Source organism: Streptomyces himastatinicus ATCC 53653, assembly GCF_000158915.1.
Lineage (GTDB): Bacteria > Actinomycetota > Actinomycetes > Streptomycetales > Streptomycetaceae > Streptomyces > Streptomyces himastatinicus.
This window is the reverse complement of record NZ_GG657754.1, coordinates 10,062,751-10,079,342: the sequence shown is the minus strand read 5'-3', so window position 1 is coordinate 10,079,342 and position 16,592 is coordinate 10,062,751. Positions and strand designations below refer to the sequence as shown.

1 protein-coding gene and 1 pseudogene are annotated in these 16,592 nt (G+C 73.3%); both read right to left on the bottom strand.

Features of this window, described 5'->3' with window-relative positions; translation table 11 throughout:
- Positions 1-4,770, bottom strand: a 4,770-nt coding sequence (locus tag SSOG_RS42560; RefSeq protein WP_009720521.1) for a type I polyketide synthase, incomplete at its 3' end; no start/stop codon positions are given.
- A 17-nt stretch (positions 4,771-4,787) separates the two neighbouring features.
- Positions 4,788-16,592, bottom strand: a pseudogene (locus SSOG_RS58750) (SDR family NAD(P)-dependent oxidoreductase); the annotation flags it as partial.

Genomic DNA, 16,592 nt, shown 5'->3' with positions numbered 1-16,592 from the left:
GTTCGCCGCCGCGTAGTTGGCCTGCCCCGGGCTGCCCAGCACCCCGGCCGCGGAGGAGAACGTCACGAACATGCCCAGCGGCAGATCCGCCGTCGCCGCGTGCAGATGCGCCGCCGCCGCGGCCTTGGCCTCCCATACCCGCGCCAGACGCTCCGGGGTCTGCGAGGTGACCACCGCGTCGTCCAGCACACCCGCGGCATGGATGACACCGGTCAGCGGATGCTCCGCGTCGATGCCCGCCACCAGGTCCGCCACCGCGGCCGCATCCGTGACGTCCACGGCGGCGATCCGCACCCGCGCGCCAAGGTCTTCCAGCCGGTCGGCCAGGTCCCGTGCGCCGGGGGCGTTCGGCCCGTGGCGGCTCGCCAGCAGAAGGTGGCCGACCTGCCAGGTGCGTACGAGGTGTTCGGCGACCAGTCCGCCCAGGGTTCCGGTGCCGCCCGTGATGAGCACCGTACCGTCCGGGTCGAGCACGCCCGGAACGTCCGACGGCTGGTCGCTGTCTGCCCGCTTCAGCCGGGGCACCAGCAACTCGCCGTCCCGTAGGGCCAGCTGAGGTTCGTCCCGTTCCACCGCATACGCGACCGCGTCCCGCACATGGTCCGCGAAGACATCGTCTCCGGGCCCGAGGTCGAGCAGTAGGAAACGTCCCGGGTCCTCCGCCTGCGCACTGCGCACCAGCCCCCACACGGCGGCACCGGCCACATCCGGGACATCGTCGTCGGCGTGCGCGACCGCACCCCGCGTCACCACGACCAACCGGGCATCGGTCAGCCGCGGTTCGGCCAACCAGCCCTGCAACAGCCCCAACGTCCGCTCCGTCAGGGCCAGCCCCTCGGCCGCCAACACGGCACCGGCACCCCCACTGGAGTGCGGAAGGCAAACGAGGGCAACGGACGGTACCGGCCCATCGGCGTCGAGCGCCGCGACCAACGATCCCAGATCCTCATCCGCGTTACGGAGGTCCAGAACCACCCACTCGTCGTCATCCGTCGTGACCGGCACGGCAGGCAACGGCGTCCACTCCAGCGCGAACAGTCCATCCACACCACGCGCGCCCGCAGCCCGCAGCTGATCGGTCCGTGCCGGGCGCGTGACCAGGGAGTCCACCGTCAGGACCGGTTCCCCGGCGGCGTCGGCCACCACCATCCGCAGTCCCCGCTCGCCATCCACGCCGTGCTGCCGCGGGGAGATCCGCACCCGTACGGTGGTGGCGCCGGTGGCCCAGAGGGACACGCCGTTCCAGGCGAACGGCAGCCACACCTGCTCATCGCCCTGCTCCCGCTCGGACGAGGCCATCAGCAGCGCCGGGTGCAGCGCGGCGTCGAGCAGCGCCGGGTGGATGCCGAAGCCTTCCTCGTCCCCCGCTGCCTCGGGCAGCGCCACCTCGGCGACGACATCCGCTTTGTCCCGCCACATCGCGCGCAGACCCTGGAAGGACGGCCCGTACGCATATCCTGCCGCCGCGGCCTGCTCGTAGAACCCGTCCAGCTCCACCGGCTGCGCTCCTGCCGGGGGCCATGCACCCTGCAAGCCCTCGGCCGTCGGTGCGGTGTCCGCACGTGGCGGGCTCAGTACGCCCTCCGCATGGCACACCCACCCGGCTACGGAGTCGGCGTCCCCGGGACGGGAGTACACCTGAACCTCGCGCCGCCCGTCCTCGGCCGCCGCGCCCACCACGACCTGCAGGCGGCAGGTTGCCGACTCGGGCAGTGCCAGGGGCACCTGAAGCGCCAGCTCCTCCACTCCACCGCAGCCGACCTCGTCGGCCGCCCGCAACACCCACTCCACCAGCGCCGCACCCGGCAGCAGCACGGCCCCCGCCACCACATGGTCGCCGAGCCAGCTCTCGCCACCGCCTGCCGTGATCCTGCCGGTGAGCAGGTGCGTACTGCCATCGGCAAGTTCGACCGCGGCACCCAGCAGCGGATGTCCGGCGGACACCAGACCGAGGCCACTGGGGTCGCCGGTCCCGCCCGATCCGGCCATCCAGAAGCGTTGGTGCTGGAACGCGTAGGTGGGCAGGTCCACGCTGCACGGTGTCGGATCGGACGGGAACAAGGCCGTCCAGTCCACGTGGACGCCCGCGACGAACGCCTGGGCGAGGGAGCGCACGAGCTGCTCCCGGCCACCGTGGTCGCGGCGCAGCGTCGGCACGGTCACCGCGTCCGCGCCCGCCCGCTCGAAGGTCTCCTCCATACCGACGGTGAGCACGGGGTGGGTGCTGGCCTCGATGAACACCCGGTGCCCATCGGCCAACAGCGCCTCCACCGCCTCGGCGAAGCGCACCGGTTCCCGTAGGTTCGTCACCCAGTACGCGGCGTCCAGACCGGCCGTATCGGCTCGGCCGCCGCTCACCGTCGAGTAGAAGGCCACGTCGTCCGAGGGCGCGGCGGCGGGGGTTACTCCGTCCAGTACGCGCATCAGCTCGTCGCGGATCTCATCTACCTGGGGACCGTGCGAGGCGTAGTCCACATCGATGAGCCGCCCGCGATCACCGTTCTCCTGGCATGCGGCCACGACCACGGCCACCTGCTCCGGCGGCCCCGACACCACCGTAGACGACGGCCCGTTGACCGCCGCCACGCCCACCGCCGCGGCCTGGTCACCGAGCCGGGCCAGCAGCTGTCCGGCCTGCTCCTGGCCCACGCCCAGCGACGCCATCGCCCCACCGCCGGCCAGCTGGCGCAGCGCCCGACTGCGCAGAGCCACCACCTTCGCGCCATCCTCCAGCGATAGCGCCCCGGACACGACCGCCGCCGCAATCTCACCCTGGCTATGGCCCGCCACCGCCGCAGGCCGCACCCCATGCCCCGCCCACACCGCCGCAAGCGACACCATCACCGCCCACAACACCGGCTGCACCACATCGACCCGGCCCAGATCGCCCGCGTCCCCCTCACCACGCAGAACATCGCGGAGCGACCAGTCCACGTACGGCGCCAACGCCCGCTCGCACTCCGCCACCCGCGCCGCAAACACCGGCGACGCATCCAGCAACCCCGCACCCATCCCCACCCACTGCGACCCCTGCCCCGGAAACACCAACACCGGACCCACATCACCCGCCGACACCGCAGCGCCCCCATGCACCACACCCGGATGCGACTCCCCAGCCGCCAAAGCCTCCACCCCGGACAACAACTCCGCACGGTCCTCACCCACCACCACCGCACGATGCTCGAACACCGACCGCGTCGTCACCAACGACCAGCCGACCTCGGCAACCCCCACCTCCCCATCGGCCACACGCGCCGCCAACGCGCCCGCCTGCCCCCGTAACGCCTCCGTACTCCGCGCCGACACCACCCACGGCACCACGCCCTCAACCGGCCGCGGCTCAACGTGCTCGGGCACATCCGGGGCCTGCTCCACGATCACATGGGCGTTGGTGCCGGAAATGCCGAACGCCGACACACCGGCCCGCCGTGGACGTTCGCCGCGGGGCCACGCCACCGGCTCGGTCAGCAGCCGTACCGCGCCGCCGTTCCAGTCCGCGTGCGGGGTCGGCTCATCGACGTACAGGGTGGCGGGCAGCGTCTCGTGGCGCAGCGCCATCACCATCTTGATCACACCGGCCACGCCCGCGGCACCCTGCGCATGGCCGATGTTGGACTTCAGCGAGCCCAGCCACAGCGGCTGGTCGGCGGGCCGGTCCTGGCCGTACGCGGCGAGCAGCGCGTCGGCTTCGATGGGGTCGCCGAGGGTGGTGCCGGTGCCATGGGCCTCGACGGCGTCGACCTCGGCGGAGGACAGCTGGGCGTTGATGAGGGCCTGGCGGATCACTCGCTGCTGCGAGGGGCCGTTCGGCGCGGTCAGGCCGTTCGACGCGCCGTCCTGGTTGATCGCCGAGCCGCGGAGCACCGCGAGTACCTGGTGTCCGTTGCGCCGTGCGTCCGAGAGCCGTTCCAGGAGCAGCAGGCCGACGCCTTCGGAGAATCCCGTACCGTCGGCGGCCGCGGCGAAGGGCTTGCAGCGGCCGTCGGGGGACAGTCCGCGCTGACGGGAGAATTCCACGAAGGTGTGCGGGGTGGTCATCACGGTGACGCCACCGGCCATGGCCAGGGTGCATTCGCCCTGCCGGAGCGCCTGGCAGGCGAGGTGCATGGCGACCAGGGACGAGGAGCACGCCGTGTCCACGGTCACCGCGGGTCCTTCGAGGCCGAGGGTGAACGCGACCCGGCCCGAGACGACGCTGAGCGTGTTGCCGGTGAGCAGATACCCTTCGGCGCTCCTTTCGATATGGGGTGTGCCGAAGCCGAGGATTCCGGCGCCCGCGTAGACGCCGGTCGGCGTGCCCTTCAGCGACGTGGGGTCGATCCCGGCGCGTTCGAGCAGTTCCCAGGAGACCTCAAGGAGCTGGCGTTGCTGTGGTTCGGCGGCCAGTGCCTCGCGCGGGCTGATGCCGAAGAAGGTGGCGTCGAATCCGTCCGCGCCCCGCAGGAAACCGCCCCGGCGGACGTAGCTGGTGCCGGGGTGGTCCGGGTCCGGGTGGTACAGGCCGTCCAGGTCCCAGCCGCGGTCCTTCGGGAAGTCCCCGATGGCGTCCCGGCCGGAGGCGACGAGGTGCCACAGGTCTTCGGGGGAGGCGATCCCGCCCGGGAAGCGGCAGGCCATGCTGACGATGGCCACCGGCTCTGCCGCCCGCTCCTCCACCTCGCGCAGGCGCTGACGGGTCTGCCCCAGATCGGCCGTCACCCGCTTGAGATACTGGCGGAGCTTCTCTTCCGTACCCGTACCCGTACCCGTACCTGAACCCTTACCCGGCATCTGTTCTCGCTCCTCCATCAGGGCAGTTCACGGTCAATGAGCGCGAACATCTCGTCGTCCGAAGCGGATTCGAGGGTGGTGAAGTCGGTCGTGTCGGACGCGTCGGTCGGTCCGCCGTTCACCTTCGCCAGCAGTCCGCTCAGCCGCTTGGCGATCCTGTGCCGTCCCTCTTCGTCCGTGACGAGGGCGTCCAGGGTGTGGTCCAGCCTGGCCAGCTCGCCCAGAACAGGGTCCACGCCGTCCCGGCCCGCGGTGGTGGCGTCGTCAGGTGCGAGCCGTTCCAGCAGGTATTCGGCGAGCACCGCGGCCTCGGGGTAGTCGAAGACCATCGCGGCGGGCAGCCGCAGCCCGGTGGCGGCGGCGAGCCGGTTGCGCAGTTCCACGGCGGTCAGCGAGTCGAAGCCCAGCTCCTTGAAGCTGGCCTCGGCCCCCACCGCGTCCACATCGGTGTGGCCCAGCACGGTGGCCGCGTGGCCACGGACCAGGCCCAGCACCAGCCGGTGGCGTTCGGCCGCCGACAGCCCGGCCAGCCTGGCGGCCCAGTCGACGGGCTGTTCCGCGCCGGCGGCCGCCGCCGTACGCCGTCCGGCACCGCCACCGGTGCTGGCGAGTGCCCGCAGGGTGGCGGGTAGGCGCCCGGCAGACAGAGCGGCCAGGGTGCGGGGGTTCACGTCGGCCGTCACCAGCAGGTGGCTGCCGTGCTGGACGGCGGCGTCGAGCAGGGTCAGGCCGTGTCTGGGTGCCGAGGGCGTCCCACGTCCGTACGGGCCATCCGGGCGAGGTCGGTCTTCGGCCAGTGGACGGTCATCCTCGCTGGCATCGGTCTACAGTCTCCCAGTCACGACACACTCTGGCAGCCCTCGCTCGACGGCGGGCGTCAGGTCGTCGTAAAGGCGTTCGCGGCGGCGTAGTTGGCCTGCCCTGGGCTGCCCAGCACTCCGGCCGCGGAAGAGAACATCACGAACATGCCGAGCCGCAAGTCCGCTGTCGCCGCGTGCAGATGGGCCGCCGCCGTGGCCTTGGCCTCCCACACCCGCGCCACCCGCTCCGGGGTCTGCGAGGTGACCACCGCGTCGTCCAATACACCCGTGGCGTGGATGACACCGGTCAGCGGATGCTCCGCATCGACCCCCGCTACCAGCTCCGCCACCGCGGCCGCGTCCGTGACGTCCACGGCGACCACGCGCACCTGTGCGCCCAGGTCGCCGAGGCGGGCGGTCAGTTCCGCGGCGCCCGGTGCGTCCGGGCCCCGCCTGCCGGCCAGCACCAGGTGGCGGATCTGCCAGGTGCGTACGAGGTGTTCGGCGACGATCCCGCCCAGCGTGCCGGTGCCGCCCGTGATGAGCACCGTGCCGTCCGGGTTCACGGCGGCGGGTACGTCGAGGACCAGCTTGCCGGTGTGGCGGGCCTGGCTGAGCTGCCGCAGCGCTTCCCGCGCCCGGCTCAGCGGCCATGTCCGTACGGGTGCGGGCCGCAGCACCCCGGCGGTGAACAGCTCGCGGAGCGTGCGCAGCATCTCGCCGATGCGGTCCGGTCCGGCGTCGGGCACCAGGTCGAAGGCCCGGTAGCGCACACCGGGGTGGGTGGCGGCGATGTGCTCCGGGTCGCGGATATCGGTCTTGCCCATCTCCGAGAGCCGCCCGCCGTCGGCCAGCAGCCGCAGCGAGGCGTCGACGAAGGGGCCCGCGAGGCTGTTCAGCACCACGTCCACGCCGCGGCCGCCGGTGGCGTCCCGTAGCTCGGTCTCGAAATCGAGGGTGCGTGACGAGGCCCGGTGTGCCGGGTCGATGCCCATCTCCTCCAGCACCGCATGCTTGCCGGGGCTCGCCGTGGCATACACCTCGGCGCCCAGGTGGCGGGCGATCTGCACCGCCGCCATTCCCACGCCGCCGGTCGCGGCGTGGATGAGCACCGACTCCCCGGGCCGCAGTCCGGCCAGGTCCACCAGCCCGTACCAGGCGGTGAGGAACACCACCGGTACGGCGGCTGCCTCCTGGTAGGTCCAGCCGTCCGGGATCGGCACCACCATCCGGGCGTCCGCCACCACCAGCGGGCCGAAAGCGCCCTCGAACAGGCCCATCACACGGTCGCCCACGGCGAATCCGGTCACCCCGGCACCGATGTCCACGACCACGCCCGCGCCTTCGCTGCCCCGGAACACCCCGCCGCCGGGGTACATCCCGACGGCGATCAGGGCGTCGCGGAAGTTGACGCCCGCCGCGTGGACCGCGATACGGACCTCACCGGGGCCCAGTGGCTCCAGCACCTCCGGGCAGGGCACCGGGGTCACGTTCTCGATGGTCGCGGCGCCTTCCACCGCGAGCCGCCAGGCCGGTTCCGCCACCGGCGCCACCAGACCGCCACTTCCGGCGGTACCGGCGCGCATCAGCCGCGGCGCCCACACCCGGCCCGCGCGCACCGCCACCTGTGGTTCGGCCAGCGCCGCCGCGCACTGCACACCGTCCAGGACACCGTTCAGCGCCCCGGCGCCCGATGCGTCCGCCGGACCACGAGGGTCGAGGTCGAGCAGGATGAACCGGTCGGGGTTCTCCGCCTGCGCGCTGCGCAGCAGCCCCCACACCGCCGCACCGGCCGCGTCCACGGCATCGGTTCCGGGGCCGTCCGCGTCGGGTGCGCCCGCCGCGACGGCGCCCCGCGTCACCACCACCAACCGGGCGTCGGTCAGGCGGGGTTCGGCCAGCCACGCCTGGAGCAGGCCCAGCGTGTGCTGGACGGCGGCCATGCCCTCGGCCGAGGTGGCAGCCGGTACGGCCGGGACACCGGTCAGCACCACCGAGGGAACGGGTCCGCCACCGTCGACGTCCGCGAGCAGCGACGCCAGATCCGGGTGGCACACAGCGCCCGCGGTGTCCCATGCCGCCGGGCCCAGCACCACCCAGTCGCCGCCGTCGGCCATCGGCTCAGGGGCCCCCGGCAGCGGGATCCAGTCCAGCGTGAACAGCCCGTCCGCGCCGCGGCGGCCCGGGGTGCACAGCTGGTCCGTACGGGCGGGGCGCAGCACCAGCGAGTCGACCGTGAGGACGGGGTCGCCCACGGCGTCGGCGACGGTCACCCGCAGCGCCCGCTCGCCGTCCCCGTTCTGCTCCTCCGGCGACAGCCGGACGCGTACCGTGGTCGCCCCGGCGGCCCACAGGGACACCCCGTTCCAGGTGAACGGCAGCCACATCCGGCCCTCGTCGTCCGGTCCGGGCGGCTGCCCGGTGAGCAGGGCGGCCGGGTGGAGTACGGCGTCCAGCAGCGCGGGGTGGATACCGAAGCCGCCGCACTCACCGGCGGTTTCGGGCAGCGCCACCTCTGCCAGTACGTCGGAGCCGTCCCGCCAGAGTTTGCGTACGCCCTGGAAGGCGGGCCCGTAGGCGTATCCGTCGGCGGCGGCCCGCGCGTAGAAGTCGTCCGCCTCCACCGGCTCCGCGCCCGGTGGCGGCCATGCGCCGGAGGGTTCGGGGGCCGGGCGGTCGTGGGGCGGCGGTGCGAGGACGCCATCGGCGTGGCACAGCCACGTTCCATCGGTGTCGGTGTCGGTGTCGGGGCGGGAGTAGACGCGCACCTCACGGCGGCCGTCCTCGTCGGCCGCGCCCACCGCCACCTGGACGCGCAGTCCGCCGGATTCGGGAAGGATCAGCGGGGTTTGCAGCGTCAGTTCGTCCACGACGGCACACCCGGCCTCGTCGGCGGCCCGCAGCGCCCATTCGACCAGCGCGGCGCCCGGCACCAGGGGCGCCCCGGCCACCACGTGCTCGGCCAGCCAGCCGTGGCCGCCACCGGTTCCGATACGGCCGGTGAGCAGATGGGTGCCGCCGTCGGCGAGTTCGACGGCGGCGCCCAGCAGCGGGTGGTCCGCCGAGGTCAGTCCGAGGTCGGCGGGGTCGCCGCCGCGTGCGTCCGCTCCGTCCAGCCAGTAGCGGTCGCGCTGGAAGGCGTACGTCGGCAACGGGACGATACGGGGCGTGGGGTCGGCCGGGAACAGGGTGGTCCAGTCCGTCTCGACCCCGGCGGTGAACGCCTGCGCCACCGAGCGCACCAGCTGGGCCAGATCGCCGTGGTCGCGCCGCAGGGTGGGCACCGCGATGGCCTCGCTGCCCGCCTCCTCGAAGGTTTCCTGCATGCCGACGGTCAGGACGGGATGGGTGCTGGCCTCGATGAACACGCGGTGGCCATCGGCCAGGGCGGCCCGTACGGCGTCGGCGAACCGCACCTGTTCGCGCAGGTTGCGCACCCAGTACGCGGTGTCGAGTCCGGCGGGGTCGGCCGGGCCCGCGGTCACGGTGGAGTAGAAGACCACCCCCGTGTCGGGCTGCTGGACGGGGCGAACGCCGTCCAGCAGCCGGGTTGAGTTTCGTCGGGGATCTCGTCGACCTGGGGGCTGTGGGAGGCGTAGTCTACCTCGATCATCGGGGCCCGCCCACCACTGTCACGGCAGGTCGGGCACGGGGCGCGTCCACCTGCTCGGGCGGCACGAGATACCACCGTCGACACGGGTCCGTTGTACGACTTGCAACCACCACATCGGTCGCGTGCTCATCCCAGGTCGGGAGCAGCTGGTCGGCCGTTCTCGGACAACGTTGAGGCAAGCCATCGCCCGATGCCGTCAACTGGACACGGGTCCGTAGACGACTGCCACCACCACCTCGGCCGCGCGCTCGCCCAGGTCGGCGAGCAGCTGGTCGGCCCGTTCCCGGCCCACGCCGAGGGAGGCCATCGCCCCGCCGCCCGCCAGGCGCCGCAAGGCCCGGCTGCGCAGGGCCACGACGCGGGCGCCGTCGTCCAGCGAGAGTGCCCCGGCCACGCAGGCGGCGGCGATCTCGCCCTGGCTGTGTCCCACGACGGCGGCGGGTTTCACACCATGACCGGCCCATACGGCGGCCAGGGACACCATGACCGCCCACAGCACCGGCTGCACCACATCGACGCGGCTCAGCTCGGCGACACCTTCGGTGCCGCGCAGCACATCGGTGAGCGACCAGTCGACATAGGGGGCCAGGGCCCGTTCGCAGGCGGCCACCCGCTCCGCGAACACCGGGGAGGCGTCGAGCAGTTCGGCCCCCATCCCCTGCCACTGCGATCCCTGTCCCGGGAACACCAGCACCGGACCGGCCGCGCGCGGGTCCGAGGCGGTGCCGGACTGCACAACGCCCGGGTGTGTTTCGTCGGCCGCGAGCGCCTCCACCGCGGCCAGCAGCTCCGCCCGGCTCTCGCCGACGACCACGGCCCGATGATCGAAGAGCGTACGGGTCCTGATCAGCGACCAGCCCACCTCGGCGGGCCTGGCCCCGGGAGCGGTGGCGAGGTGGGCGGCCAGCGCCCGGGCCTGCTCGCGCAGCGCCGTCGCGCCCCGTGCGGACAGCACCCAGGGCACCACGCCCCGGTGGGCGGCGGGCTCCGGCGCCTCGGGTGGTTCCGGCGCGTCGGGCAGTTCCGGCGCCTGTTCGAGGATCACATGGGCGTTGGTGCCGCTGATGCCGAAAGAGGAGACGGCGGCCCGGCGGGGCCGCTCCTCGTGCGGCCATTCCACCGCCTCCGTCAGCAGCCGTACACCGTCCTCCCACTCCACGTGCGGGCTCGGTGCGTCGAGGTGCAGGGAGGCGGGGAGCAGTCCGTGCCGCATCGCCATCACCATCTTGATGACGCCCGCGGCCCCGGCGGCGGCCTGGGTGTGGCCGATGTTCGACTTGATGGAGCCGAGCCACAGCGGTCGCCCGTCGGCCCGCTCCTGGCCGTAGGTGGCGAGCAGCGCCTGCGCCTCGATCGGGTCGCCGAGCGTGGTGCCGGTGCCGTGGGCCTCCACCGCGTCGACGTCGGCCGGGGTGAGGCGGGCGGTGGCGAGCGCCTGCCGGATCACCCGCTGCTGCGAGGGTCCGTTGGGGGCGGTCAGGCCGTTGGAGGCACCGTCCTGGTTGACGGCCGAGCCCCGGAACAGGGCAAGCACGTGGTGTCCGTTGCGCCGGGCGTCCGACAGGCGTTCCAGGACGAGCAGTCCGATGCCCTCGCCCCAGCCCGTGCCGTCGGCCGCCGCCGCGAACGGCTTGCAGCGGCCGTCGGCGGCGAGTCCGCGCTGCCGCGAGAACTCCACGAAGGTGTGGCGGCGTGGCCATCACGGTCACGCCGCCCGCCAGGGCCAGGGCGCATTCCCCCTGGCGCAGCGCCTGGGCGGCCAGATGCATGGCCACCAGCGACGACGAACACGCCGTGTCCACCGTCACCGCGGGCCCCTCCAGGCCGAAGGTGAACGCGACCCGTCCGGAGGCGATGCTCGGGGTGCTGCCGGTCATCAGGCGGCCCTCGACGCCCTCCGGGGTGCGGCCCAGGAAACGGCTGCCGTAGTCGTCGTACATGACGCCGGTGATCACGGCGGTCTGGCTGCCGCGCAGGGTCACCGGGTCGATGCCCGCGTTCTCGAACGCCTGCCAGGCGGTCTCCAGCAGCAGCCGCTGCTGCGGGTCGGTGGCCAGCGCCTCACGTGGGCTGATGCCGAAGAACTCGGCATCGAAGCGCGCCGCGTCGTACAGGAACCCGCCCTCGCGGGCATAGTTGGTGCCAGGGTGGTCCGGGTCCGGGTCGAAGAGCCCCGCCAGATCCCAGCCACGGTCCCCCGGGAACTCACCGATGGCGTCCACGCCCTCGGACACCAGCCGCCACAGCTCCTCGGGCGAACCGACACCGCCCGGGTAGCGGCAGGCCATGCCGACGATGGCGATGGGATCGCCGTCGATGGCCACCGTGGCGGCCACGGGCGCGGGCGGTGTGGCGTCGTGGGTCCCGATCAGCTTCTCGCGCAGGAAGCCCACCAGGGCGTCGGGGGTCGGATAGTCGAAGATGACGGTGGCCGGGATCCGGGTCCCGGTGGCCGCGTTGAGCCGGTTGCGCAGGTCGAGGGCGGTGAGCGAGTCGAAGCCGAGTTCCTGGAAGGCCCGGCCCAGCTCGATGGCCTCCGGCGCCGGATGGGCGAGCACGGTGGCCACCTGGACGCGGACCAATTCGCCGAGGGCCCGGTCCTGTTCGGCGGCGGGCAGACCGGCCAGCCGCTCCGCCCAGGGCACTGCCCCGGTGTCCTGGGCGGGCCGCCGGGCGGGGCTGGGCACCAGGGCCCGCAGTACGGGCGGCAGTGGCCCGGTGGCGGCCCGGGCACGCAGCGCCGTCGGATCGAAGCGGGCCGGTACGAGGACGGGGTACGGGGTGGTCAGCGCGGCGTCCAGCAGCACCGCCACTTGGTCGTCCGCGATGGGGGCGACACCGGAACGCGCCATCCTGGCCAGGTCGGCGTCGTCGAGGTCGTGTGTCATGCCACCGGCCGAGGCCAGCAGCCCCCAGGCCAGTGTGTGGGTCACCAGGCCCTCGGCACGGCGGTGTTCGGCGAGGGCGTTGAGGAACATATTGGCGGCCGCGTAGTTGGCCTGGCCGCCGTTGCCCATGACGGAGGCGGCGGAGGAGAACATCACGAACGCCGCCGGAGCCATCTCGCGGGTCAGCCGGTGCAGATGCCACGCCGCGTCGAGTTTCGGGCCGAGCACGGCGTCGAACCGCTCAGGGGTCAGCGAGGTGACCACCCCGTCGTTCAGCACCCCGGCGGCGTGGACGACGGCCGTCAGCGGATGGGCGGCGGGGATCGTGGCCAGCAGGGCGGCCACCGCGTGCGGATCGGCGACGTCACAGGCGGCGGTCCGCACATCGGTGCCCAGGGCGGCCAGTTCGGCGGTGAACGCGTCGGTGTCGTGCGCGGCCGGGCCCCGCCGGGGAGACCAGCAGCACATGCCGGGCGCCGTGTGCGGTGGCCAGATGCCGGGCGACGAGTCGGCCGAGTGCTCCGGTGCCGCCGGTGATCAGGACGGTTCCGTCCGGGTCGAGGGCGGGAAGCGGCGCCTCGTGGTCGGGGCGGACCCGTACCAGGCGGGGGACGCGTACGGCCCCGGCCCGTACCGCCAGCTCGGTTTCACCGGCCGCCACGGCGGCCGGGAGGACGGTGCGCAGGGCGTGGCGGGAGGACGTGTCGTCGTCCAGGTCCAGCAGCAGGATGCGCTCGGGGTGTTCGGCCTGCGCGGCGCGGACCAGGCCCCACAGGGGTGCGGTGGTCAGGTCCGCGGGCGGATCCTCGGGGGCGGCGGCGATCGCGCCGCGGGTGGCGATCACCAGCCGGGCCGTACCGAACCGTTCGTCGGCCAGCCAGGTGCGCAGGGCGTCCAGCATGTGGTGGGCGGTCTCGCGCACCCGTACGGGGATGTCGTCGAGGTCGGACGCCACGCTGTCGTGGCCGGGGTACGGCATGATGACGAGGCTCGGGACCGGCAGCCCTGCGCCGATGGCGGCCTGGAGCGCGGCCAGGCCCGGGTAGGCGGAGACGGGTTCGGGGCCGTCGTCGCCTAGGACCAGGAGGTCGGGGCCGACGATGGCCCAGCTCTCGGCCGGGGCCGGTTGGTCGGCAAGTAGTGGATGCGGCTGCCAGTCGAGCCGGTACAGGGAGTCGTTGGAGTGCGTGGAGCGCCAGCGGTCGGCGGAGATCTCGCGCAGCCCGAGGGCCTCGATGGTGGCGGCCACGGCGCCGTGGTCGTCGGTCAGGGTGAGCGTGACGGTGTCCGGGCCGGTCGGGGTGATGCGGACCCGTAGCCGGGTGGCGCCGGTGGCGAAGAGCCGTACCCCGCTGAAGGAGAACGGCAGTCGGACCGTGTCCGGTGTGTGGTCGGTGCTCGCGCGGTCGGCGTTGAACAGCTCCTCCACCGGGTGCAGCGCGCTGTCGAGAAGGGCGGGGTGCAGGCCGAAGCCCTCGGCGTCGCCCCGCTGCTCGGCGGCCAGGCGCACCTCGGCCAGCAGGTCCTCGCCATGCCGCCACGCGGCGTGCAGCCCGCGGAAGGACGGCCCGTACGCGTACCCCTGCTCGGTGAGACGCCGGTACAGGTCCGCCACATCGACCGGTACGGCGTCGGCCGGTGGCCACGGCGCCGGGGGCGCCGCCGGGGCGGGCGCCACCGAGGCCGCGAGGAGCCCGACGGCGTGGCGGCGCCAGGTGTCCACGGTTCCCGGGGCTTCGTCGTCCTGGTCCGCGGGTCGGGAGGAGAGGGTGAGCGCCCGTCGGCCCGCGTCGTCGGGCGCGGCGACCGCCAGCTGGATGCGCACCGCGCCGGAGGCGGGCAGGAGCAGCGGGGTCTCCAGGGTGAGGTCGTCGACCACATCGCAGCCAGCCCGCGCACCGGCGAGCAGGGCCAGCTCCAGAAGGGCCGTCCCGGGCAGCGGGACGCTGCCTGCGATGGTGTGGTCCGCCAGCCAGGGGTGGGTGTTCAGCGACAGCCGCCCGGTGAGCAGCAGTTCGCCGTCAGGTGTCTCCACGACGGCCTGGAGGAGGGGGTGGCCGGTGGCGCCGAGCCCGGCGGCGCGTACATCGGCGGTGCCGTTCGGGACCGGCCGCCAGTAGCGCTCGCGCTGGAAGCGGTAGGTGGGCAGGTCGACCTGGCCCGCGCCGTCCGGGAGTGCGGCGGAGAAGTCGGCGGTGCCGCCGTCGATGTGCATCCTGGCCAGGGCGGACAGCAGGGTGCGGGGCTCGTCGCGGCCGTGGCGCAGGGCGGTGGCGAACACCGGCGCCGTCTCCGGTGCCGTCGCGTCGGCTGTCGCGGTCTCCGCCGTGGCCCCGGTTGCGGCGAGGGCGTCCTCGGCCATGGTGGTGAGGACGGCGTCCGGGCCGAGTTCGAGGTAGCGCACCACGCCCTCGGCGCGCAGGGTCCGCAGTCCGTCGTGGAACCGTACGGGCTCGCGGACGTGGCGTACCCAGTACTCCGGGTCACGGAGCTGGTCGGGGTCGGCCACCTCACCCGTGACGTTGGAGATCACCGGGATGTGCGGCGCATGGTAGGTGAGGGTGCGGGCGACCTCGCGGAAGTCATCCAGCATGGGCTGGAGGAGCGGTGAGTGGAAAGGCATGGCTGACGCGCAGCCGCTTGGTGCGGTGGCCGCGCTCCTTGAGGGTGCGTACGACCGCGTCGACGGCGTCCTCGGCGCCGGACACCACGAGGGCGGTGGGACAAAAAAAAAGCGGCCAGGGCGAGACGGTCCGCGTGCTCGCTGAGCAGGGGGAGGACCTGTTCCTCGGTGGCCTCGACGGCGGCCATGGCGCCACCGGCCGGGAGTGCCTGCATCAGGCGCCCCCGGGCGGCGACGAGGGTGCAGGCGTCCGGCAGCGACAGCACACCCGCCACATGTGCGGCGACGATTTCGCCGACGGAGTGTCCGGTCAGATATCCGGGGGTGAGCCCGAAGGACTCCACCAGCCGGAAGAGGGCGGTCTCCAGAGCGAAGAGGGCCGCCTGGGTCACTCCGGTGCGGTGGAGGGAGCGGGCCTCGTCGGTGTCCTCGACGGTGTCCTCGACGGCGAAGAGGATGTCGCGCAGCGAGCGCCCCAGCAGCGGGTCCAGATGGGCGCACGCCTCGTCGAGGGCCGTGGCGAACACCTCGAAACTCCGGTACAACTCCGCGCCCATACCGGGTTGTTGGCTGCCCTGACCGGTGAACATGAACGCGGTGGCGCCGGGTCGGGCCGCTCCGGCACGGGTCAGCCCGGGGTGGTCCCGGCCGTCGGCCAGCGCCCGTACGGCGGTCAGCAGCTGGTCACGGTCGTCGCCGAGGATCACGGCGCGGTGTTCGAAGACGGTGCGGGTCCTGGCGAGCGACCAGCCCACGTCGGCCAAGGGCAGCCGCGGCTGGGCGTCGGCATGGACAGCCAGCGCCGCGGCCTGGTCGCACAGCGCCTGGCCGGTACGGGCGGACAGCACCCAGGGCAGCGCGCGGCCGCCGGGCTGGGTGCTCTCGGTGGCCGGGGGCGGGGTTGGGCCGTCCGGTGCTGATTCGAGGAGGAGGTGGGCGTTGGTTCCGGAGATGCCGAACGAGGACACCGCTGCCCGGCGCGGGCGCTCCCCGCGCGGCCAGGTGACGGGTTCGGTGAGCACGCGTACGGCGCCCGCGTCCCAGTTCACATGCGAGGTGGGCTCGTTGACGTTCAGGGTGGCGGGCAGCGTCTCGTACCGCATCGCCATGATCATCTTGATGACGCCCGCCACGCCCGCGGCGCCCTGGGTGTGGCCGATGTTCGACTTGACCGACCCCAGCCACAGGGGCTTTCCGTCGGGCCGGTCCTGGCCGTAGGTGGTCAGCAGCGCATGCGCCTCGATGGGGTCGCCCAGCCGGGTGCCGGTGCCATGCGCCTCGACCACGTCCACCTCGGCGGGTGACAGCCGTGCGTTCGCCAACGCCTGGGTGATGACCCGCTGTTGGGAGGGCCCGTTGGGCGCTGTCAGGCCGTTCGAGGCGCCGTCCTGGTTGATGGCCGAGCCCCTGATGACCGCCAGTACCCGGTGGCCGTGGCGGCGGGCGTCGGACAGCCGTTCCAGCAGCACCAGGCCGACGCCCTCGGCGAAGGCGGTGCCGTCGGCGTCAAAAGGAGAAACACCTTGCACCGGCCGTCGGGCGCGAGCCCCCGCTGCCGGGAGAACTCGGTGAACACGTTCGGGATCGCCATCACCGTCACACCACCGGCCAGGGCGAGACCGCATTCGCCCTGCCGCAGCGCCTGGCAGGCCAGATGCATGGCCACTAGCGACGACGAACACGCCGTGTCCACCGTCACCGCGGGCCCTTCGAGTCCGAGCGTGTACGCCACCCGGCCCGACAGCACGCTGGGGGCGTTGCCCGTCACCAGATAGCCCTCAGCGCTCCTGTCGATGTGCGGCGTGCCGAAACCGGGGCTACCGGTCCCGGCGTACACCCCCGTCGAGCTGCCCTTGAGCGATACGGGGTCGATTCCGGCACGCTCCAGCAGCTCCCAG